At 68.7% G+C, this 20755-nt stretch carries 22 protein-coding genes; 12 read left to right on the forward strand and 10 right to left on the reverse strand.

Annotated features, from left to right (window positions below):
- Positions 1–78 precede the first annotated feature (78 nt).
- From ON43_RS24765 to ON43_RS24780, 4 genes are all read left to right on the forward strand, one after another.
- The gene (locus ON43_RS24765) at positions 79–717 is read left to right on the forward strand and encodes a hypothetical protein (RefSeq protein ID WP_051179134.1); all 639 of its coding nucleotides are present in this window, start codon (positions 79–81) and stop codon (positions 715–717) included.
- The gene (locus tag ON43_RS24770; protein WP_245568727.1) at positions 707–1660 is read left to right on the forward strand and encodes a serine hydrolase; all 954 of its coding nucleotides are present in this window, start codon (positions 707–709) and stop codon (positions 1658–1660) included. Before ON43_RS24765 ends, ON43_RS24770 begins: the two co-directional genes overlap by 11 nt.
- A 235-nt stretch (positions 1661–1895) precedes the next feature.
- Positions 1896–2765: a serine hydrolase gene (locus ON43_RS24775; RefSeq protein WP_245568728.1), complete on the forward strand. Its 870-nt coding sequence runs from the start codon at positions 1896–1898 to the stop codon at positions 2763–2765.
- Between the two features lie 142 nt (positions 2766–2907).
- Entirely contained in the window at positions 2908–3939 is a 1032-nt protein-coding gene (locus ON43_RS24780) for an ATP-dependent 6-phosphofructokinase (RefSeq protein WP_040811238.1), read from the forward strand.
- Between the two features lie 156 nt (positions 3940–4095).
- On the opposite strand, the gene ON43_RS46370 is transcribed toward ON43_RS24780, so the two are convergent.
- Entirely contained in the window at positions 4096–4677 is a 582-nt protein-coding gene (locus tag ON43_RS46370) for a CGNR zinc finger domain-containing protein (protein ID WP_040811193.1), read from the reverse strand.
- Positions 4678–4763: 86 nt separating this feature from the next.
- Here ON43_RS46370 and ON43_RS24790 point away from each other — a divergent pair, with 86 nt between their 5' ends.
- Both ON43_RS24790 and ON43_RS24795 read left to right on the forward strand, forming a co-directional pair.
- A complete protein-coding gene (locus tag ON43_RS24790) occupies positions 4764–5258 on the forward strand; it encodes a carboxymuconolactone decarboxylase family protein (protein WP_040811195.1) in 495 nt (164 codons plus the stop codon).
- A 41-nt stretch (positions 5259–5299) separates the two neighbouring features.
- Positions 5300–5518 carry a hypothetical protein gene (locus ON43_RS24795; protein WP_040811196.1) on the forward strand — a complete coding sequence of 73 codons (219 nt, stop codon included), beginning with the start codon at positions 5300–5302 and terminating at the stop codon, positions 5516–5518.
- Positions 5519–5555: 37 nt separating this feature from the next.
- On the opposite strand, the gene ON43_RS24800 is transcribed toward ON43_RS24795, so the two are convergent.
- Entirely contained in the window at positions 5556–5753 is a 198-nt protein-coding gene (locus ON43_RS24800; RefSeq protein WP_040811198.1) for a DUF397 domain-containing protein, read from the reverse strand.
- Positions 5750–6631: a helix-turn-helix domain-containing protein gene (locus ON43_RS24805; protein ID WP_040811200.1), complete on the reverse strand. Its 882-nt coding sequence runs from the start codon at positions 6629–6631 to the stop codon at positions 5750–5752. Before ON43_RS24805 ends, ON43_RS24800 begins: the two co-directional genes overlap by 4 nt.
- Before the next feature lie 380 nt (positions 6632–7011).
- Here ON43_RS24805 and ON43_RS24810 point away from each other — a divergent pair, with 380 nt between their 5' ends.
- On the forward strand, positions 7012–7203 hold the full coding sequence (locus ON43_RS24810) for a hypothetical protein (protein ID WP_040811240.1): 192 nt from the start codon (positions 7012–7014) through the stop codon (positions 7201–7203).
- A gap of 11 nt (positions 7204–7214) precedes the next feature.
- Here the strand turns inward: ON43_RS24810 and ON43_RS47055 are convergent, their stop codons facing one another.
- From ON43_RS47055 to ON43_RS24825, 3 genes are all read right to left on the reverse strand, one after another.
- Positions 7215–9425 (reverse strand): serine/threonine-protein kinase, encoded by a 2211-nt coding sequence (locus tag ON43_RS47055; protein ID WP_373283480.1) that lies wholly within the window; start codon positions 9423–9425, stop codon positions 7215–7217.
- 38 nt (positions 9426–9463) lie between these two features.
- Positions 9464–10123 carry a response regulator gene (locus ON43_RS24820; RefSeq protein WP_040811202.1) on the reverse strand — a complete coding sequence of 220 codons (660 nt, stop codon included), beginning with the start codon at positions 10121–10123 and terminating at the stop codon, positions 9464–9466.
- A gap of 149 nt (positions 10124–10272) precedes the next feature.
- The gene (locus ON43_RS24825; protein WP_086008013.1) at positions 10273–11484 is read right to left on the reverse strand and encodes a sensor histidine kinase; all 1212 of its coding nucleotides are present in this window, start codon (positions 11482–11484) and stop codon (positions 10273–10275) included.
- 167 nt (positions 11485–11651) lie between these two features.
- Here ON43_RS24825 and ON43_RS42765 point away from each other — a divergent pair, with 167 nt between their 5' ends.
- Positions 11652–12503 carry a hypothetical protein gene (locus tag ON43_RS42765; RefSeq protein ID WP_051179141.1) on the forward strand — a complete coding sequence of 284 codons (852 nt, stop codon included), beginning with the start codon at positions 11652–11654 and terminating at the stop codon, positions 12501–12503.
- A 230-nt stretch (positions 12504–12733) separates the two neighbouring features.
- A complete protein-coding gene (locus tag ON43_RS24835; protein ID WP_083913695.1) occupies positions 12734–14011 on the forward strand; it encodes an alpha/beta-hydrolase family protein in 1278 nt (425 codons plus the stop codon).
- Here the strand turns inward: ON43_RS24835 and ON43_RS42770 are convergent.
- The 3 genes from ON43_RS42770 to gatC form a co-directional block, all read right to left on the reverse strand.
- Positions 13972–15930, reverse strand: coding sequence for an ADP-ribosylglycohydrolase family protein (locus tag ON43_RS42770; protein WP_306304980.1), 1959 nt, complete (start codon positions 15928–15930; stop codon positions 13972–13974). The two genes, ON43_RS24835 and ON43_RS42770, sit on opposite strands and share 40 nt — an antisense overlap.
- A 284-nt stretch (positions 15931–16214) precedes the next feature.
- Entirely contained in the window at positions 16215–17684 is a 1470-nt protein-coding gene (gene gatA, locus ON43_RS24850; protein ID WP_040811206.1) for an Asp-tRNA(Asn)/Glu-tRNA(Gln) amidotransferase subunit GatA, read from the reverse strand.
- Positions 17681–17980 (reverse strand): Asp-tRNA(Asn)/Glu-tRNA(Gln) amidotransferase subunit GatC, encoded by a 300-nt coding sequence (gene gatC / locus ON43_RS24855; RefSeq protein ID WP_033087118.1) that lies wholly within the window; start codon positions 17978–17980, stop codon positions 17681–17683. The genes gatA and gatC overlap by 4 nt, the downstream gene beginning before the upstream one ends.
- Positions 17981–18224: 244 nt before the next feature.
- On the opposite strand from gatC, the gene ON43_RS24860 reads away from it, so the two are divergent.
- The 3 genes from ON43_RS24860 to ON43_RS24870 all read left to right on the forward strand — a co-directional run bounded on the left by ON43_RS24860 (position 18225) and on the right by ON43_RS24870 (position 20137).
- Positions 18225–18875 (forward strand): ACT domain-containing protein, encoded by a 651-nt coding sequence (locus ON43_RS24860; RefSeq protein WP_040811209.1) that lies wholly within the window; start codon positions 18225–18227, stop codon positions 18873–18875.
- Positions 18876–19119: 244 nt separating this feature from the next.
- Entirely contained in the window at positions 19120–19581 is a 462-nt protein-coding gene (locus tag ON43_RS24865; protein WP_040811210.1) for a hypothetical protein, read from the forward strand.
- 25 nt (positions 19582–19606) lie between these two features.
- Complete coding sequence (locus tag ON43_RS24870) at positions 19607–20137, forward strand: hypothetical protein (RefSeq protein WP_040811211.1); 531 nt, start codon at positions 19607–19609, stop codon at positions 20135–20137.
- An 85-nt stretch (positions 20138–20222) separates the two neighbouring features.
- Here ON43_RS24870 and ON43_RS24875 read toward each other — a convergent pair whose 3' ends face one another.
- Complete coding sequence (locus tag ON43_RS24875; RefSeq protein WP_040811212.1) at positions 20223–20720, reverse strand: GNAT family N-acetyltransferase; 498 nt, start codon at positions 20718–20720, stop codon at positions 20223–20225.
- Positions 20721–20755: the final 35 nt, after the last annotated feature.

A 20755-nucleotide genomic window follows, 5' to 3' on the forward strand; every position in this document is an offset into this window, starting at 1 on the left:
GAGCCTCCGGCGACCTCCCGGTCATCCGCCCCTCGGATCCGACCCGGGTGCGGGTCAGCGACTTCCACTACACCCCGCGTGCCGGCCGACGCCCAGGAGCGCGCCGCCTGGGGGCATGCGCAGGCGCAGCAGCAGGAGTTCCCGTACGCACCGGCCCCGGACGATTCGCTGTACCCGACCGCGGAACACCAGGTCGTCTATTCCGATCCACCCCGCACGCGGCAGCAGCGCCGCAAGTCGGTGGCGCTGCCGGTCGCCCTCGGTGTGCTGGTTATCGCCGTCGCCGCCATCGCCGGTGCCGTAGGCTGGCAAGTCCTCGACCGCTCCGGCAACGAAGCACCCATAACGACGGCAGCACAGGGGGTTCCGGGCACCACCACCGCTCCGCGCTCGCAATCCGCGGGCCCGACGGCGACGGTGACCACCCCGGCCCCCACCACGGTGCAACTGCCGGCGGGAGCAACGCCGTGTCCACAGAAGTACGCGGTGCAGGGCGGTTACGCCAATTCCGCGACCGGGAACACGGGCACGAGTTGTCCCTTCGCGGAAGAGGTTCGCCGAGCCTATGCCGACGCGGCGTCGGGTCGGCAGGGCTCGGAGATTACTGTGGTGGCAGTGAGCCCGGTGACCGGCCGGTCTTACACGATGAAGTGCACGGCCGCAGGCAAATTGGTGACCTGCGGCGGCGGAGATAACGCGGTGGTGTATGTCTACTGATCCGATTCCGGCCTGTTGCAAGGGGTTTGTGCGCGGGCTGGCCCTGGCGGCGGTGTTGGCCGTCTCCGCTTGCAGCGTGAATCTCGGTGCGGCGCACCATGCTTCGGCGCAATCGAACGACATCAAGCCGGTCGGCGACAGCACCGAGTTGCAGGCGCCGAATACGGTCGCGTCGATGTTGCCCGAACTGTTCGGGCTGCCGAAATCCGTCGCTTTCACAGCAGATTTCGCCGATCTGCGGGCCACACTGGACGGTCGGGTCGGCGTCGCGGTAATGCCGGTCGGCGGCGGCGACATGACCCAGCTGGGCGACTGGACCGGCGGCATCGCCTGGTCCACCATCAAGGTGCCGCTGGCCCTGGCCGCGCTGCGCCACGATCCCACCGGCATGCGCTCCACCGCCGAGGCCGCCATCACCTTCTCCGACAACGATGCGGCACAGGAACTCTGGAACTCGCTGGGCACCGGCAGCCAGGCCGCCGAGGCGGTCGAGGCGATCCTACGCGAGGCCGGCGACACCACCACCGATGTCGCGGCGCGCCATACCAAACTGGCCGCCCTGGAATCCGATGATCTGCTGGCCTTCGGCGCGACCGACTGGTCGCTGGCCGATCAGGTGCACTTCGCCTCCAGGCTGCCCTGCCTGCCGCGCGCCAATTCCGTTGTCTCGCTGATGAGCGAGATCACGCCCAGCCAGAGTTGGGGTCTGGGCCGGTTGATCGGCGCGGAATTCAAGGGCGGCTGGGGTCCCGACGATGAGACCGGCAAATACACCGTCCGCCAATTCGGGCTGGTGCCAACGCTGAACGGCCCGGTGGCGGTGGCGCTGGCGGCCGAACCCACCTCCGGCAGTTTCGACGACGCCACCGCGATGATGGACAAGATGGCGCTGCTGGTCGGCGACCACCTGCCCGACCTACGCGGCGGACTCTGCGGTCGTTGACGCGGTCCGCACCCATTGACACATTCCGCACCGATTAACACATTTCGTGGGCGACCGGGTCAAATTGCCCTGCTCGCACCACGAATCGGGCAAATATCCGCGGAAAACGCCCCTAACCACCGCATTTGACCCTCGCTGCCACGACCCACAACAATCCTTGCGATTGACGGGTATAGGTGTGTCCGCTAGGAACAGGGAACGCACCGGGCATCCGGAGCAGATGGAGGTTGTCAGGGTGAGAGCAAGGTTCGCGCGGGGGTGTGGCGCGCTGGCCCTGCTGGTCGGTGTCCTGACCGGATGCACCAGCAAACCGGTTCTGGTGCCGGACAAGACATCCGCGGCCGCCGCGCCGACCAATGCCATCCCCGCCACCGTCATGGCGCTGCCCGGCACGCTGGCCTGGGATTTCGTCAATACCCTGGCACCCACACTGCCCGGCAAGGTGGGGCTGGCGGTGCTGCCCGTGGGCGGCGACAAGGTGGTGGCGCTCGGGGATTGGACCTCGGGGCCCGGCTGGTCGAGCATGAAGGTCCCGCTGACGCTGGCGGCGCTGCGCAAGAATCCCGGCAATCAGGTGGCGGCCATCAATGCCATCGAATACTCCGACAATGCCGCCGCCGATACGCTCTGGCAGTCCCTGGGCAGCCCGGAGGTGGCCGCGCAGACCGTCCAGGACGTGCTGCGCGAGGGCGGCGACACTCAGACCACCGTGCCCGCGACCCGCACCCGCTCGGAGTACTCCGCGTTCGGTCAGGCCGACTGGTCGCTGGCCAATCAGCTGAAATTCACCGCCAAACTGCCCTGCCTGCCGCAGTCCGAGGTCGTCACCTCACTGATGGGCAAGATCAGCTCCAGCCAGCGCTGGGGCCTGGGCAATCTGGACGGGGCCGTCTTCAAGGGCGGCTGGGGTCCGGACACCAGCGGCAACTACCTGGTCCGCCAGCTCGGTCTGATCCCGGTCGACGGCGGCCAGATCGCCATCGTCATTGCCACCCAGCCCAATTCCGGCTCCTTCGACGACGGCACCGCCATCCTCACCAAGATCGCCAACCTCATCAACGAGCACCTCGAGGAGCTCAAGGGCGGCACCTGCCCCGCCCACTGATGCTTCGAGTGGTACACCAGCGCGGCGAATCCGGACAAATCCCCGCGCTGGTGTGCCACTCAGCGAAATCGAAGGCGGTTGTAACCGGCGGTTCACGGGGGTGGGGCGGACAAGGGGGGCGGGTCAGGGCAAGATGGGCAGCATGCGCATCGGAGTCTTGACCGGAGGCGGAGACTGCCCTGGCCTGAATGCCGTGATTCGTGCCGTCGTTCGTACCGCGAACGGACGGTGGGGGGATGCGATCGTCGGGTTCCAGGACGGGTGGCGGGGGCTACTCGAGGATCGGAAGATTCAGATCCTCAATAACGACCGCACCGACCGGTTGCTCACCAAGGGCGGGACCATTCTCGGCACCGCGCGCACCAATCCGGATGTGCTGCGCGCCGGACTCGGGCGGATCAAGCAGACCCTCGACGACAACGGCATCGACGCGCTCATCCCGATCGGCGGCGAGGGCACGCTGACCGCGGCCTCCTGGCTGGCCGACGAGGGCGTGCCGGTGGTCGGCGTGCCCAAGACCATCGACAACGACATCGACTGCACCGACACCACCTTCGGCCACGACACCGCGGTGTCCATCGCCACCGAGGCCATCGACCGGCTGCACACCACCGCGGAATCGCATCAGCGCGTCATGCTGGTCGAGGTGATGGGGCGGCACGCGGGCTGGATCGCCATCAACTCCGGCATCGCCTCCGGTGCGCACCTGACCCTGGTGCCCGAGGTGCCGTTCGACGTGGACGAGGTCTGCGCCATGGTGAAACGGCGCTTCCAGCGCGGGGATTCGCATTTCATCTGCGTGGTGGCCGAGGGCGCGCAGCCCGATCCCAAGTCCATGTCGCTACGGGACGGCGGCATCGACGAGTTCGGGCATGTCCGATTCACCGGTGTGGCACAGCAACTCGCGCCGGAGATCGAGCGGCGCATCGGCAAGGAAGTGCGGGTGACGGTGCTCGGCCACGTTCAGCGCGGCGGCACGCCGACCGCGTTCGACCGGGTGCTGGCCACGCGGTTCGGGGTGCACGCGGCGGAAGCGGTGCACGCCGGGCAGTTCGGGCAGATGGTGGCGCTGAAGGGCAATGAGATCGAGCTGGTGCCGCTCTCGGAAGCGACCAAGCAGCTCAAGCTGGTGCCGCCGGACCGGTACCGGGAGGCGGCCGCGTTCTTCGGCTGAGCCGGAAAGCACTGCGACCCGAGACAACGGCCCCCGCCCATTCGGCGAGCGCCGTTGTCATATCGGGTCACCCTCGTCATCCCGGCATGTTTTTGGCCGGGATCCGTCCCGTATCAGTGGATTCCGGCCAAAAGCACGCCGGAATGACGGGGCCGGTCAATCGTCGCGGTGCTGGGCGTAGTGGCGGGCCGCGCGGGCGCGGTTGCCGCAGGCCACCGAGCACCATTCCTGGCGGGGATGGGATTTCAGGAAGTAGCGCACGCAGCGCGGCGCGGGGCAGGTGCGGATCTGGGCCGCCTCCGGGCTGGTGAAGAATTCGATGGTGGCGTCGGCCAATCCGGCCATGACGGTGTCGAGATCGCCGGCGGTGAGCATCCGGTATTCGGGGTGGGGGCCCGCGCTGTCCCATTCCAGTAGCCGCTGCGCCGGAGCGGAGGCCCGATTGACGGCGGCCAGCGCCTCCGGGAACGGCGGCAGCACCGCGGCGTCGGCCGAACTGGGCGCTTGGGGCGCAACGTATTCCGCGAACAGGGCGCGCACGTTCTGACGCAGGTCCACCAGGGCCGTGCGATCCGCCTCGGTCGGCAGATAGCCGTCGAGGTCCATGTACCTGCCGATGTCCTCGGCATTGGTGACCAGCCAGTCCCGCGTCGACTCGGGCGTGCCGAAGGCATCGGTCAAGCCGCGGCTGGTGGCGCGGAGGGTGTTCGCGAACCGGAATGCCAAGGGATCGACCATGTCCCGATTCTAACGGGGATTGAAATCGAGTGCCATGATGTTCTAACGTGAGAAAGCAAGATCTTCCGTTAGAAAGGTTGAGAGAGATGATCACTCCGGTCGAGCAAGCTCCCCTGCTGGACGAGGTCCGCAAGCGCATGGGGCGGGTGCCGAACATGACCAAGGTGATGGCCAATTCGTCCGCGGTACTGGAGGGTTACCTCGGGCTGTCCGGCGCGCTGAAGAAGGGCACGCTGCCGCCCGCCACCTCGGAGCGCATCGCACTCACCGTCGGCGCGGCCAACGACTGCGGCTACTGCGTCGCGGCGCACACTTTCACCGGCAAGCGGGTCGCCAAGCTCAGCGATGCCGAGGTGGAGGCCGCCAAGCAGGGCACCTCCGCGGATGCGAAAGAGGCTGCCGCCGTGGCCTTCGCGCGCGAATTGACCGAGAGCCGCGGCAAGGCCGACCCGGCCGAGGCGCTGGCCGCGGGCTGGACCCAGGAGCAGGTGCTCGAAATCGTGGCCCTGGTCGCCCTGCAGACCCTGACCAACTACGTCAACAAGGTCGGCGAGACCGAGAACGACTGGCCCGCCGCGTAATCCGCCCGCCCACCGGGAATCCTCGAAGAAGGTCGAAGATCATGAACGCCGTCAAGACCGCCAACCCCCTGAACGCGCAGGTCCTGAAGAGCCTGCTGCACAACGGCATCGTCATCCGCGCGCTGGCACTGGCCGTCGCGACCATCGTCCTGATCGCCCTGCGTCACCCGACCTGGGTCCCCTACTCGGTGAGCGCCTACGCCATCTGGAACGCGGCCGCGGTCACCCTCAATTCGGCCCGCGCCGCCCGTTCCGCCTGAATCCCCCTGACCGTCACCGGGTCCCGCCGGGCCGGGTTCAGTTGTCGAACCGCCCGGCGGCCAGGGCGGCGGTGAAGCGATCCCAGTCGGCGGGCGGGAAGATCAACGCCGGACCGGTCGGGTTCTTGCTGTCGCGGACTCCGACTCCGGTGGATAGGAACGCGATTTCGACGCATTCCTTGGCACCGGTGCTGCGGGCGCTCTTGAACCACCGGACGCCGGGTTCGACGGTCACGTCGCGTACTCCTTCGCTGCCCTCCGGAGAAGGTCTCTGCTGGTCGTCTCGTCCAGCGCGGCGCGCTGGATCGATTGGTATGCCTCGCGGTACCGGTCGACCGCGGCCTGCTTCTCCAGATACAGGTCGCCGAGGAAGTTCTCCAGGTAGACGACCGTGGGTTCGACGGGCCGATTGCCGGCGTCCCGGCCGAACTCCAGGATCACGAACGGGCCGACGGTATGGCCGATCGGCACACCCGCCGCAAAGGGTAGTACACGAACAGCGATCGCCGGGAGTGTCGACAGATCCGCCACGCGCCGCAATTGCGCCGCCATGATGCGCGGACCGCCGACAACGCGACGTAATGCGGTTTCGTGCACCACGACATCGAAGGAGGCGGGACTTCGCTTGCGCGTCAAGAGGCTTTGACGACGCATCTTCAACTGGACCCTTCGGTCGAGTTGGTCGGGTGCAGCATCCGGCCAGTAATCGTTGATCAACACGCGTGCGTACTCGGCGGTCTGCAGCAGGCCGGGAATGATCTCCGGCTGGTAGGAGATGAGGGCGCGGGCCGAAGCCTCCAGGCCCACATACACATTGAAACCCTCGGGAATCAGATCGTCGTACTCGTGCCACCAGGACTTGACGCTGGCCTGTTGCGCGAGACCGGTCAGTGCGGAACTGAACTCGTCGTCGAAGTCGTAGATGCGGCACAGCTCCCGGACATCGAGCACCCGGATCTTCTCGGCATTACCGGTCTCGAGTCGCTGCAGCTTGGACTCGCTCCACTCCATCAACGCCGCTGCCTCGGCGATCGTCATATTGCACTGCATCCGGCCTTCGCGCAGGTATCGCCCCAGCTGACGACGCGGCAATGTCGAACCATGCTCGGACATCGAATCCTCCCCCACGAAGGCTGTTTTCGGTCACTGCGAATGATGCTCCCACGCGATATGAATGCTGACCTGGAGCTTTCGGAAAGTTTCCCACCGCGGCGAGGCTTCGATTGTCGGTTCGCCGAAACGGTGCTGGACTGGAGTCGCGCCCGGTGAGAACCGGAGCCCTGATATCTCTGGACCCACTCGTCCCCGAGCCGGGCGCACCTACTCTCCCACTCCCAGAAATCCTGACCAGGCGTGACAAGGCGGCCGATACCGGCGTGGCACATCGCGAACCCCGTTACGCTTGCGGGAGGCCCGGCGCGGATGCGCCGCATGCCGAGCACCAGCGCCGGACCGCGAATTGTTCAGCCCCCTGCGCTGCCCCGGTGGAAACCATGATGTTTCTTCTCTTCGACTGCACGATGGACCCCGGCGACCTGGGCCTCCCCCAGGCCCACCAGGCCATGCAGATTCACAAGTACTGCACCGTGGACAACTGCCTCGTCCGCCGCCGCGCCCGCCAAATCCTGGTCGACCGAGGCCAAATGGTCCTGGGCACCCGCGCCACCCTCTTCCCCGGCACCTGACCGCCCCCTCCCTAACCGGAAACCAACACCACCGCGACCACAACCATCAACACCAACGCCACCACCGCCAGCCCCAACACCACCAACGCGGTAACCTGCGACGCCTCCGCCCGCTGCGAAGTCGGAATCAACCCCGGCCGCACCACATTCGGCCCGAACGGCCCCGGCTGCGCGCCATAACCCGACCCGACCGAGTAGCCCCCGTACGAGGTATCCCCCGCCGAGCCGGGAATCGGCGGGGCGGCCACGGTTCCAGCCACCTGCGCGGCGGCGGGTTCGGACGCACCACCCGGTTCAGGCGTCCCGCCCGGTTCAGGCGCACCGCCCGGGTCGCTTGCAGCCGCCGATTCCACCTGGGCTCCCGAAACAGACTCGGGCACATCGACGACCGCCGAATCGGCCGTCTCCGCCGAATCCCCGGCCTGACCGGACGCACCGGAGGGTACGAACGCCCCGGAATCCGGATGCCGCGCCGCAGCGCCCGATTCGTCGTCGGCACCGAGGGAATCCGGCGCGCCGACAGCCGCATCCGCATCGGCGATGGCGGACGCCCCGCTAGCCAGCGCCGTCGACGGCTCGGCCGCAAGCTCGGCGAATCCGGGCGAACCAGGCAATGCCAATGAATCAGACGCCGAATCCCCGTCCACCGCCTCGGAAGTCGAGTTCTCGACGGCCGCAGCGATCACGCTGGTGCACCCGGGCTGCGCCAGAGTCTCTGTCGGCGCGGCCGAATCCGCTTGGCGGCCGGTCGAAACCACCGGGTGCGGCACGATATCGGTCGGCCGCTGGGACGGGTCGTCCGACGGTGGCGCGGGGTGCGGGCGATTCGTCGGACCGGAGCCGGCCTGGTCCGGCATCGGCTGCTGCGGGATCGGCGCGGCAACTTGTTGCGGCGCACCGTAATTGGCGGGCGCGGGTTCCTGGGCGGGCGGGTACGGCCGGGCGGTGGGGCCGGAATTCACGCGTTCCGTGTCTTGTGGCCACCCGGCGGGTGGCGGGGGCGCCGGATAAGCGGCGATTGCGCCCTGGGCTTGCTGGGGGTTCGGGGCGGGTGGTTGGTAGCCGGGAGTCGCCGACTGCTGGGGACCGGGCGCTCCGGGTTGCGGTTGGGGCGCAGGGTAATTGGGTGCGGGGATCGGCTGCTGCGCGGGTGAGGCGGATGGCTGCGGTGGCACCGGGTAGGCGGGTGGTTGTTGTGGGGGTGAGGGGTAAGCCGGGGGTGCGGCGGGGTAGGGCTGGGGTGGGACTTGGTAGCCCGGGGCAGGGTAGGGCTGGGCGGCCGGGTAGTTCGGTTGGGGGGCCGCGGGATTGGGGTAAGTCGGGCGAGCGGGGTGTTGAAGGGCGGGGTGGGGGGATGGGGGGCCGGAGAGGGCTTGGCGGGCGGCCTTGGCGAAGGCGGTACAGGAGGGGAAACGGTCGGCGGGGCGTTTGGCCATGGCCTTGGTGAGGACGGCGTCCATGGCCGGGGAGAGGCCGGGGCGGCGGAGGCTCACCGGGGGTGGGAGGAGTTGGAGGTGGCCGCGGATGAGTTCGGCGGGGTGGGGGGAGTCGTAGGGGCCCGCGCCGATGAGGAGCCAGTAGAGGGCGCAGGCCAGGGAGTACTGGTCGGTCGTGGGGTCGAGGTGGGCGCCGGTCATCTGCTCCGGCGAGGCGTAGGCGAGGGTGGCGGTGAACATGCCGGCCTGGGTGAGGTGGGTGGAGTCCTCGCGCAGACGGGCGATGCCGAAGTCGGTGAGGAACACGCGCTCACCGTGGCCGGCGACGGCGCGGGCCAGGATGATGTTGGCGGGCTTCACATCCCGGTGCAGCACCCCCATGCCGTGCGCGTAATCCAGTGCGCTGGCGACGCCTTCGATCACCTGGACGGCACGCTCGGGCGGCAGGGTGGCGACATTGACGCTGGCGGCGTCCACCCCGTCCACGTATTGCATGGAGATCCACAGCATCTCGTCCTCGGTGCCGCGGTCGTACACCTCGACGATATTGGGATGGTCCAGCCGCGCGACCAGATCCGCCTCGCGCTCGAACCGGGCGCGGATCTCCCTGTCCGCGTACAGTTCCCGGTTCAGCAGCTTCAGTGCCGTCAACTTGCCCAGCCGGGGATGCCGGGCCAGATACACCGACCCCATTCCGCCCTGACCGAGCAGCCGTTCGACGGTGAACCCGGCGAACACGTCACCGCTGTTGAGCACTGTCCACGACCCCCTTCCGGTGACGTACAAGTCCGTGAGCCTACCCGCCGAAACGCTGTCGGGGCAGGTCAGCCAGGGGTTACCAGTCCGGATTCGTAGGCCAGCACCACCGCCTGCGCCCGATCGCGCAGATTCAGTTTGGTGAACACCTTCGACACGTGCGTCTTCACCGTTTGTTCGGCGACAAAAAGACTTTCGGCGATCTCGGCATTGGACATGCCGCGCGCCACCAGCTCCAGCACCTCGCGCTCCCGCGGGGTGAGCACCTCCAGCTGTGGCGCGGGCGCACGCCGGGCCCGGCGGCGCGTCACATCGGCGATCAACCGGCGCGTCACCGTCGGCGCGAGCAGCGCGTCACCCGCGGCCACCACCCGCACCGCACGCACCAATTCCTCGGCGGGCGCGTCCTTCAGCAGAAATCCGCTGGCCCCGATGGTGAGCGCCTCGTAGACGTAGTCGTCGATATCGAAGGTGGTCAACATGAGCACCCGCACCGGCGGCTCGAACCCGGCCGACAGAATCGCCCGCGCCGCGTCCAGCCCGTTCATCTCGGGCATGCGCACATCCATCAGCACCACGTCCGGGCGCAGCCGTTTCGCCTCGGCCACAGCGATTTTCCCGTCCGAGGCGTCCCCGACCACACTGATGTCCGGCTGCGCCGCCAGCAGCGCCCCGAATCCGGCCCGCACCATCGCCTGGTCGTCGGCGATCAACACGGTTATCCCCACAGTCGCACCTCACGCACGCCCTCGAGTTTGCCATGCCGCCGCCACTCGAGCCCCAGCGACGACAACTTCGCGCCACCCACGGCCGAGTGGCACACCACTGAGGGGTTTTGTCCGAATATCCCTCGGTGGTGTGCCACTCGGCGGCCGGGTCAGGCGAGGGTGGCGGTGATGGGGGTGGTCAGGGTCGCGGAGAGGGGGAGGCTGGCGTGGACTTCGAAGCCGCCGTCGGGGCGGGGGCCCGCGGTGAGGACGCCGCCGACGGCGGCCGCGCGGGTCTGCATTCCGGCGATACCGCTGCCGGAGGTGCCGGAGTGGTCGCCCGGGCGGACCGCGATCGCACGGTCATTGCTGATGTCCAGGGTGAGTTCGGAGCCGGCGACGATATGCACCCGCACCGCCGCGCCCGGCGCGTGCCGTGAGGCATTGGCCAAGGACTCCTGCACGATTCGGTACAGCGCCAGCCCGGTCGTATCCGGCACCGCGTCGAGGGTTCCGTCGACGGTGAAGGTGAGCGGCACTCCGGCACGCTGCGCGCCCTCGAGCAGTCCGGGCACATCGGCGGCGGAGGGCTGCGGGGCGTGCTCGGGCAGTTGCCCGTCGCTGCGCAGCACGCCGAGCATGCCGCGAATCTCGTTGAGCGCGGCCCGCGCCCCGGTCCCGATGGATTCGAATTCCGCGCGCGCGTCCGGCGACAGCCCGCTGATCCGGTACGGCGCGGTCTGCGCCTGCACCACCACCATCGACATGTGGTGCGCCACCACATCGTGCAGATCGCGGGCGATGCGGGCCTTCTCCTCCAGAATCGCGCGCCGCGCCCGCTCCAGCTCGGTCTCCTCCTCGGACTTGAGCAGCGCCTGCCGCGAGACCGCCACCCAGCGGATGAGCAGCCCGAACACCACCAGCCCGGTGATGGCCAGCGGCCACCCGAACCCGGCCTCGGCGAAGCTGTCCCCGGTCTGGGCCATGGTGGTGGCGAACAGCAGCGAGGTGGAGATCCACACCACGCCGACGATCCGGATGGGCGCGCGCACCGCCACCGCGAAGACCAGGGCGAACAGCACGATGATGTGCACCACCTGGAACGGGATGCTGTTGCCCGGCTGATGCGGCACCACCAGGGCGATCAGCAGCGCCGAGCCGGCCGAAACCGCCCATCCCAGTGGCGGATTCACCCGCAGCAGCAGAATCGGGAACGCCGCGAAGCCCGCGATGAACGGCGCGGCCGCCGGCGGCACCTTGTGCGTCACGTGCAGCGTCGGCCACGCCACCGCGATGAAGATGAGCGCGAGCAGCACCGTGAAGCCGTCGATCCACTGCCGCGCCCGCAACCCACGGGCCTTCCCAGCCACTTTTCCGACCATGCCCTCGACGGTAGAGACTCCCCGCCCCTCACACCTCATACCCCTGAATGATCTAGGACCCCCTACCCCGGTATGACACCGGCACGCCCCTCCCCCGCACCGCCCACTCAGGAACGGCCCCGCAGACTGAGGCCCAGGTCGACGCCCGATTCCTACCGTCGATCCCCATGAGAGCGTTCCCGATTTCCCGCAGGATTTCGCCCCGTTCCACCCGGCCTGCACCCGCGACCACCGACGCCGCCCGCGCGCCGCGCACCGCTGCTGCCCATAGCTCCGAGGACAGTGGCGCACGCTGGAACGGGCTGCGCCGGGCAGCCGCGCTGACTGCCGCGGCAACCGTCGCGTGCTCGGTCGGTGTCGCCTTCGCGCCCAGCGCAGGTGCCGCGATCAGCGCGCCGATCGCGCCGGAGAATGCCGCCGCACGCGCCGGGATCGCGGAAGCGGTTGCCACACAGCCGGATCCCACGGTCATCCCGGAGGACTTCGTCACCACCGCCGGATACCGCCCGGTCATCGAATCGGGCATCCTCGTCAACCCGCAGGGTGACTGCTCCTCCCCGATCCCCCTGCCCGCCGAGTTCGACCTGGCCTGCAAGTCCCACGACCTCGGCTACGACCTGCTGCGCTACGCCGCCGCCCACGGACAGCCGCTGGGCCCCTGGGCCCGGCAGGCGGTCGACGCCACGCTGGAACAACGCATGGACGCGGCCTGCGAAACCCGCACGAGCGCGGTGTCCCGCGCCCAGTGCCGAGTCATGGCCGACGTCGCGACCACAGCCGTAGACCTGAACTCGATACGCCAGGACTATGGCAGCCCGATCACCGAGCCGTTCTTCGAACGCACCGGCAGCCTCCCCTCCCCCGCAACCCTCACCCTCGCCGGGATCGGCCTGGCCGCCGGAATGGCCGTAGCCACAACGACGATGGTCCGCCGCACCCGCACCCGCCGACCCATCCCGGCCTCGGCTTCGGCCCCGAGCAATGCGCTCGCCACAAACGGATTGGCGGTGGCGCTGTGACCACGGTCGAGAACGACGTGCGCGACCATCTCTCCGCGCCCGAGGGAACCCGTCCCGTGGCGCTGGACCGTGCCGGTGGCGGTGAGTCCCCGTTCGGAGACGCCGCGCATGGGCGGACCGCACCGCATGCGGTGAGTACGGCCCCTGTCGCCCCGCGACGAAATGGATTCCGGTGGGCGAGGTTTCATGCGCCTCGGGTGGGTACGAGCATCGCCGTTGCAGGGGGAGTCATGGTCTCGTTGGCGCCGGGGCTGCTGCCTCGTACTCCGTCGGCGCAGGGCGTGCTGACCGCGCTGGTGGTGTTGATCGCGTTGGGGCTGGCCGGGCTTATCCGAATGGTTGCGCGGCTAACTCGATTCGGGGTTACGCGGCTGCCGTATGCACGGGCGACGACGGCGATCGTGGCGGTCGGGCTGTGCGGGGCGTCGATGGGTTATGCCGAGCAGTGGCAGAACAAGCTGCGGGCCGCCATGGGGGTCGGTGGGATCGGGGCCTGGTATTGGGCGCAGTGGCTGGCCTGGGCCGTTCCGCTGGTGGTCGCGGTGGTGGCCTTGGCGCGCGGAATACGCTGGGTGGTACGGCGATTGGGGCGGTGGCGCAGTCTGGCGGTGGGGGTGGCGGTGCTGGTGGCTGGGCAGTTGGTGATCGTGCCGACCGTGGTCGAGTGGCGGCGGGCGGCCTATGAGGCGGCGAACTCGTATGTGGATCCCGCTCTGGTGCAGCCGGATTCGCCGACCCGATCGGGCAGTCCGGTGTCGATGGCGACCTGGCCGTCGCTGGGCGCGCAGGGCCGCAAGTTCGTGGCCGGGTCTCCGACCAGAGCGGTCCGTGTCTACGTGGGTCTGAATTCCGCTCCCGATCTGGATGCCCGGGTGGCGCTGGCGGTCCGGGAGTTGGAGCGCACGGGCGGGTTTCAGCGCCGGAATCTGGTGGTGACCGTGCCGACCGGCTCCGGCTGGATCGACAGCGATGCCGCCAAGGGCTTCGATCAGCGCTTCGGCGGGGATGTGGCGCTGGTCGGCTTGCAGTACTCGGACGCGCCGAGCTGGGTCACCTTCGTGTTCGGCCGCAGCGCCGCCGAGCAGTCGGCGCGGGCGCTGTTCCGGGCGGTGGAGCAAAGGATTTCGACGCTGCCGAATCCGCCGAAGCTCTACATCTACGGTCAGAGTCTGGGCGCGCTGGGCGGCAGTTCGGTGTTCGCCGATGACGCCGACGAGGATGCCCGCACCTGCGGCGCGCTGTGGGCGGGGCCGCCCGCCGGGCAGGTGCATCACGGTCGCGCCGCGGTCCTGGCGAATGCCTCCGACCCGGTTGTGCACTGGTCGCCGTCACTGCTGTGGCGCGCGCCGGACCTCACCGGCACCCGCCCCGATGCCCCCGTCCCCCACTGGATTCCGGTGGTCAGCTTCCTGCAGACCACCGCCGACCTGCTGGGCGCGCTGGACGCACCCGCCGGTCACGGTCACCGCTACGGCACCGACCAGGGCACGGTATTGCCGGGTTGCTGAACGGCAGTGCGGAATTCGTGCACGTAGTCGGCGGCCAGCCGTTCGATGGCGGCCGCCGCGTCGAGCCGGGTCCGCCAGGCCTGCGGGATGGCCTGCACGCCGAGTCGCGCACCCAGCAGGGATCCGCAGATCGCGCCGGTGGAGTCGCTGTCCCCGGAGTGATTGACCGACAGCAGCACACCGTTGCGGAAGATCTGTTCCGGTGTGCCACCGACGTTTTCGGCGCACACCGCCGCGCAGACCCCCAGCGCCAGCGCCTCCGAACCGATGACGCCGGTGCCCAGCGGCTCCAGCAGTCCGGGCAGCGGCATGGGCCGTCCTCGGAAGGAGACGGCGTCGGCCAGCCGCAGCGCCCGGTCGAGCGCGTCGGTGGTCTCCTCGTGCTCGCGGTGCCGAATCAGTTGCGCCCGGGCCTGTTCCACCGCCGCCCGCACATCCAGTCCCCGGCACAGCCCGAACACCGTCACCGCGAATGCACCCGCGGGCAGCCACGCGCCCGGATTGCCGTGGGTCAATGCCGCGGCGTCACAGGCCAATTCGAAGGCATAGTCCAGCGAGGCTGTGAATCCGCACGGCGCGGACCGCACCACGGCCGCGCACCCCTTGGAATCATTGATCGGATGTTCGCGCGTGCCCAGCGGCGACCCCGGCCGCTGCCGCGCCGCGACCCGCCGCATGGCGGAAATGGTGGTCTGGGTCGGCCCGCGATTGGTCATCAGCTCCGGATATCCGGTGAGCCCGCTCTGCAACGGCACCCGCTGATCCGGCAGCGCACCCTGTCCCTGCCCGCGCAGCCACACCAGCAGGTTCTCCTGGATCATGCCCACCGTGGCGGCGGTCCCCGGTTCCCGCACGCGCGCACCGCGAATGAGCGCCTCCATGGTGAACAGCGCCAGCTGCGTCTCGTCGGAGATCCGGCCCTTGAACCCGCTGCCCTCCCCCGTGACGCCCTGAACCCCGTAGCGCTGCTGGATGTTCGGCAGCAGCAGGGTCTCGATCGGCGCGCCCAGCGCGTCCCCGATCGCACCGCCGAACAGGCAGCCGAGCACGGTCTCCTCGCGCGGCATCCAGGACGAGGCGGCGGCCCGCGGCCGGCGTACCAGCGACACCGGTTCGGCCACGGTCTCCCAGGCGGTCTGCGCGAATTCGAAACAGGTCTCGTAGCGATCGCGCGGATCCTTGGCCATGGCCTTGCGCAGCACCGCGCCCAGCTCCGCGGGTAGCTCGGGCCGCAGCCGGCTGATATCCGGCGGCGGGGACTGCAGATGCCCGAGCATGACGGTGGCGATATTCGGCGCGTCGAACGGCCCGCGCCCGGTGAGCAGCCGGAAAAGCGTGCAGGCCAGCGAGTATTGATCCGAGCGCGGACCCATGGGGTCGGAGGTCAGCTGTTCGGGCGAGGCGTAGGCGAGGGTGGCGTTGAGCATGCCGGTGCGGGTCAGGTGCGCGGTGTCGTCGAGCACCCGCGCGATGCCGAAGTCGCTGAGCAGCGCCCGATCGGAGAATCCGGTGCCGATGCCGCCCGACCGCGACAGCAGGATATTGGCGGGCTTCACATCCCGGTGCAGGACACCGCGCCCGTGCGCGTAATCCAGTGCGGCCGCGGTCTGCACGATGATCTCGACCGCCCGGACCGGCGTCAGGTCCTGCGGGTCGATGGAGGCGCAGTCCACCCCGTCCACGTACTGCATGGCGATCCACAGCTGCTCGTCCTCATCACCCCGGTCGTAGACGGTGATGATGTTGGGATGGTCGAGCTGCGCGATGACGTCGGCCTCGCGTTCGAAGCGCATGCGGGTCTCGTTCTCACCGAACATCTCCCGGTGCAGCAGCTTGAGCGCGATCAGCCGAGGGAGCCGAGGGTGGCGGGCCGCGTAGACCGAACCCATTCCGCCACGGCCCACTTCGCGCTCGATCACGTAGCCAGCGAAGACTTCGCCGCGTCGCAACAACTCCCCCGCCTCTCCGTGACTTCAGCGGACAGCTGAGAGCCGTACCGGTTGGCAGTCCGTACTTTCGTTGGGTGCCGAAACAATTTTAGGGGTACCCGGCGAGTTACCCCGGTCGGCACGAAATCAGTTGCCCGGTCGGGCAACGATTTCGCGCCCCCCGATGTGCATCGGAGGGCGCGATCGAGGGTACCCGAAAGTGACCGGACGACGTTGCGTGCTTTTCGGTTATCGCGTTCGCCGATGTTGCTTGATCAGGCGATCGGGCCGCGGGCCGCCTCGTAGGCCGCGCCGACGCGGTACAGGCGGTCGTCGGCCAGCGCGGGGGCCATGATCTGCAGGCCGACCGGCAGACCGTCATCCGAGCTGAGGCCGGACGGGACCGACATGGCGCAGTGCCCGGCCAGGTTCGTGGGCAGCGTGCACAGGTCGGACAGGTACATGGCCAGCGGGTCGTTGACCTTCTCGCCCAGCTTCCACGGCGTGAACGGGCTGGTCGGCGAGACCAGCACGTCGACCGACTCGTAGGCCTTGTCGAAGTCCCGCGCGATCAGGTTGCGGACCTTGTTGGCCTGGCCGTAGTAGGCGTCGTAGTAGCCCGAGGACAGCGCGTAGGTGCCGATCATGATGCGGCGCTTGACCTCTGGACCCAGCCCGGCCTCACGGGTCATGGACATGACCTGCTCGGCGGAATGGGTGCCGTCGTCGCCGACGCGCAGGCCGTAGCGCATGGCGTCGAAGCGCGCCAGGTTCGAGGACACCTCGGACGGCAGGATCAGGTAGTAGGCGGGGAGCGCGTACTCGAAGTGCGGGCACGACACCTCGATCACCTCGGCGCCCAGGTCCTTGAGCTGCGCGACCGCGGCATCGAAGGAGGAGATGACGCCGGGCTGGTAGGACTCCGAGTGAAGTTCCTTCACCACACCGACTTTCACACCCTTCAGATCGCCCTTGGCGCCCTCGCGGGCGGCGGCGACCACCGGCGGCACCGGCACGTTGCGCGAGGTCGAGTCGCGCGGGTCGTAACCCGCGATGACCTCGTGCAGCAGCGCGGTGTCCAGCACGGTACGACCACACGGGCCACCCTGATCCAGCGAGGACGCACACGCGACCAGGCCGTAGCGGGACACGGTGCCGTAGGTCGGCTTGGTGCCGACGGTCGCGGTGACCGCGGCGGGCTGGCGGATCGAGCCACCGGTGTCGGTGCCGATCGCCAGCGGCGCCTGGTAGGAGGCCAGCGCGGCGGCCGAGCCGCCACCCGAACCACCCGGAATCCTGTCGGTGTCCCAGGGATTGCGGGTCGGGCCGTAGGCCGAGTTCTCGGTGGACGAACCCATGGCGAACTCGTCCATGTTCGTCTTGCCGAGGATCGGGATGCCCGCCTCGCGCAGCTTGCTGGTGACCGTCGCGTCGTACGGCGACACCCAGCCCTCGAGCATCTTCGACCCGCAGGTGGTCGGCATGTCGGTGGTGGTGAAAACGTCCTTGAGCGCCAACGGAACACCAGCCAGCGGCGAGACGACCTTGCCGCCGGCGACCTGGCGGTCCACCTCGGCGGCGGTCAGCAGCGCCTGCTCACCGGCCACGTGCAGGAAGGCGTTGATCTCCCCGTCGACCGCGGCGATGCGCTGGATGTGCGCCTCGGTGACCTCGACCGAGGACACCTCACGCGCGTGGATCTTGTCCGCGAGATCGGCCGCGGACAACTTCGTCAGGTCGGTCATTCGCCCTCTCCCAGAATCTGCGGAACCATGAACCGCTGCTCCTCGACCGCCGGAGCCATGGCCAAGGCCTGCTCCGGAGTCAGGCAGGGCTGCTCCACGTCCGGGCGGGTGACATTGGTCTCCGGATTCGGGGAAGCGGTGGCGGGCACATCGGCGGCGGCGACCTGCGAGATCTGCGCGACGTGGGTCAGGATGGAATCCAGCTGACCGGCGTACAGATCGAGTTCGTCGTCCGTCAAAGCGAGCCGGGACAGCCGGGCGAGGTGAGCGACCTCGTCCCTGGAGATGGCGGGCACCGCGGGACCCCTTTCGGCATGGTTCGAGCTTGGTGATTGGCCATCCGACAGCCTAGTGGGTGTCCGCGGGCCACCGGTCGCAGGTGTGCGCGAGACCTGGCACCATCGATGTTGTAACCGATGGGTGAGTGGTCCACGCCACAGGGTTGGCTCGATTCGATAACCAGCTCTCGAGGGTGTAAGTATTGCGGGACTCGGGTACCCGTCCGAAAGTTTCGGTCGCACAGTAAAGAAAGGAAGGCACGTGTCATACCTGCTTCGCGTGCAACTTCCGGATCGCCCGGGGAGTCTCGGATCGCTGGCGCTGGCGCTGGGATCGGTCGGCGCGGACATCCTCTCGCTGGATGTCGTCGAGCGCGGTGACGGATTCGCGATCGACGATCTCGTGGTCGAGGTACCCCCGGGCGCACTGCCCGACACCCTGATCACCGCGGCCGAATCGCTGCACGATGTGCAGGTCGATTCGCTGCGCCCGTACTCCGGGATGCTCGACACCCACCGCGAGCTGGAGCTGATCGACCAGGTCGCCAATGCCCGCGACGATCGGCTGCAGGTGCTGGTCGACGGGGTGCCGCGCGTGCTGCGGGTGGGGTGGTCGACGGTGATCGACATGGGGCCGCAAGGGGCTTACCGCGTGGTGGGGTCGCAGAGCGCGCCCTCGACGCAGGCCGGTTCCGCGCCGTGGATGCCGCTGGAGAAGCCGGCGGTGCTCGACGGCGAGGGCGACTGGGTGCCGCAGCTGTGGAAGGACATGGACACCAAGCTGGCCGCCGCGCCGCTGGGGAACACCGGGAAGGTGTTGCTGCTGGGTCGTCCGGGTGGGCCGGACTTCCGGCCTTCGGAGATCGCGCGGCTGGGGTACCTGGCCGGGATCATCGCGACCGTGCTCGGCTGAGCCTCGTCGTGTAACAAGCTGAAGTCTTTTCTCGCACAGCGCTTTCGCGCCTCCGCCGGTTTCGGCGGGGGCGTTTTCGCGTTCGGGGTGTGCCGGGGTCGGCGAATGTGACGACAAATACGTAGGAACTTAGTAGATTCACAGCCTTTACCTACTATTCAACTACGTAGGAGATCTACGGTCGTACTTAGTACGATAAGTCACCGACGTGACCTGAACCGGCAAGCAGGAAGGCAAAGAAGCCATGCAGCAAGCCCATCGATCACGCCCGACCCTCCGACGGGTCAACCTCCTCCTGGCCCCGCTCGCGGGCGCCGCCGCGGCGGTGCTCGCCGCCGGACCCGCGGCCGCCGAATCCCTCTCCCGCGAAACCAGTTCCAATGATTCCCACTCCTCCGGAACGCTCAGCGGCCGCGGTCTGACCGGCGACGGCCCCGGCGGCAACTCGCGCTCGGGCAACTCCGGCGGCGGCATCGTGAACCCCGGCAACGATCACACCGGAATCCACGCGAACGACCCGTTCGGCTACTACCACACCGACATGAATCCCGTTCTGCAGAACCAGCATCCGCGTGCCGTCGAGCCCTCCCCGGACCCCTACAACCTCCCCCTCAACAGGCGCGCCGGCAGCCCCGCCACTTGGAGTCCGTCCTACAACGCGGACGGCTCCTACACCGTCTGCCGCCCGCACGCCAGCTTCTGCTGACCGACGCCGAGACCGGGAGCCTGAAATGCCTACCGCCGCAACCCAACGCTTCCGCCGCGCGGCCGCCACGCCGATCGCCATCGCCGCCCTGACCGTGGGTGGAGTGCCGCTCGCCGCGGCCGCGGAGGCCGAGCCCGGCGAACGCAAGTCCCGAGCCAGTGCCGGATGCCTGTGGGCGGGAACGACTTACGCGCAGAACAGCACCGTCTCAGCGGGCGGCACCACCTTCCGCTGCGGCACCGACGCGGGCGGGCCGTACTGGTTCGCCAACCAATCCGCCGGCCCGGTCCAATCGGTCCCCAGCCCCGGCGCCCTCTCGTCCCCGGTCGGCCAATTCAGCCCCGGCGCAAGACAACCCGGCACCAGCTACAACGACTACTGCGTAGGCAACCAACTGATCCCCGGGACCGACGACATCTATCAGGTAGTCCGCCTCCCCAACGGACCCCAACTCTGGAAAGCCACCCAACCCATCTCGCAGTGGACCTTCGACGGCCCCCGCCCGGCCCCCACCTGGCGCACCGCCTCCCTCTGCATAGACGGCACCCTCACCTAGACCCCGCCCGCGAGACCTCCTGCGGGCCAGCGAGGTTGGCTGGCTCGGCCCCTGCGGCCGAGCCGGTCCGCCGACCATCCGCCTGTCAGAGGGGGAGGCGCATGACTGTCAGCGGTAGTCCCGCGTCGGTTTTCCAGTCGCGGTCGGGGGTGTGCTGGAAGCCCAGACGGTCGTACATGCGACGGGCGTCCTGCATGGTGGGCATGGTTGTCAGCACTACCGCATCGAAGGATTCGGCTCGGGCAGTCTCGATTACCCGATTCATGAGTGCGGTGCCGACACCGAGACCCCGGGCTCGCTTGGAGACTGCGAGCATGCGGAATTCGAGTTCGCCGGGGCGGGCGATGTCGGCGAACGGGGTGCCGGGTCTGGCCATGGTGAGTGAGCCGAGTAGTTCGTCGCCACGTACGGCCACCAGGATCTCGGCCGATGCCGCGCGGGTGGCGGTGTCGGCGAGCTCCGCCACATAAAGGCTTTGCGGATTCACGTGCCCCTCGCCCACATAGACCTCGACGGTCAGCTCACCGATCGCCGCGAAATCACGCGGCTCGGCAACCCGAATCTCCACTCCACCTTCACCCATCACCACAACTCCATCCTCACATCACCCAATACCGA

Source organism: Nocardia concava NBRC 100430, assembly GCF_000308815.1.
Lineage (GTDB): Bacteria > Actinomycetota > Actinomycetes > Mycobacteriales > Mycobacteriaceae > Nocardia > Nocardia concava.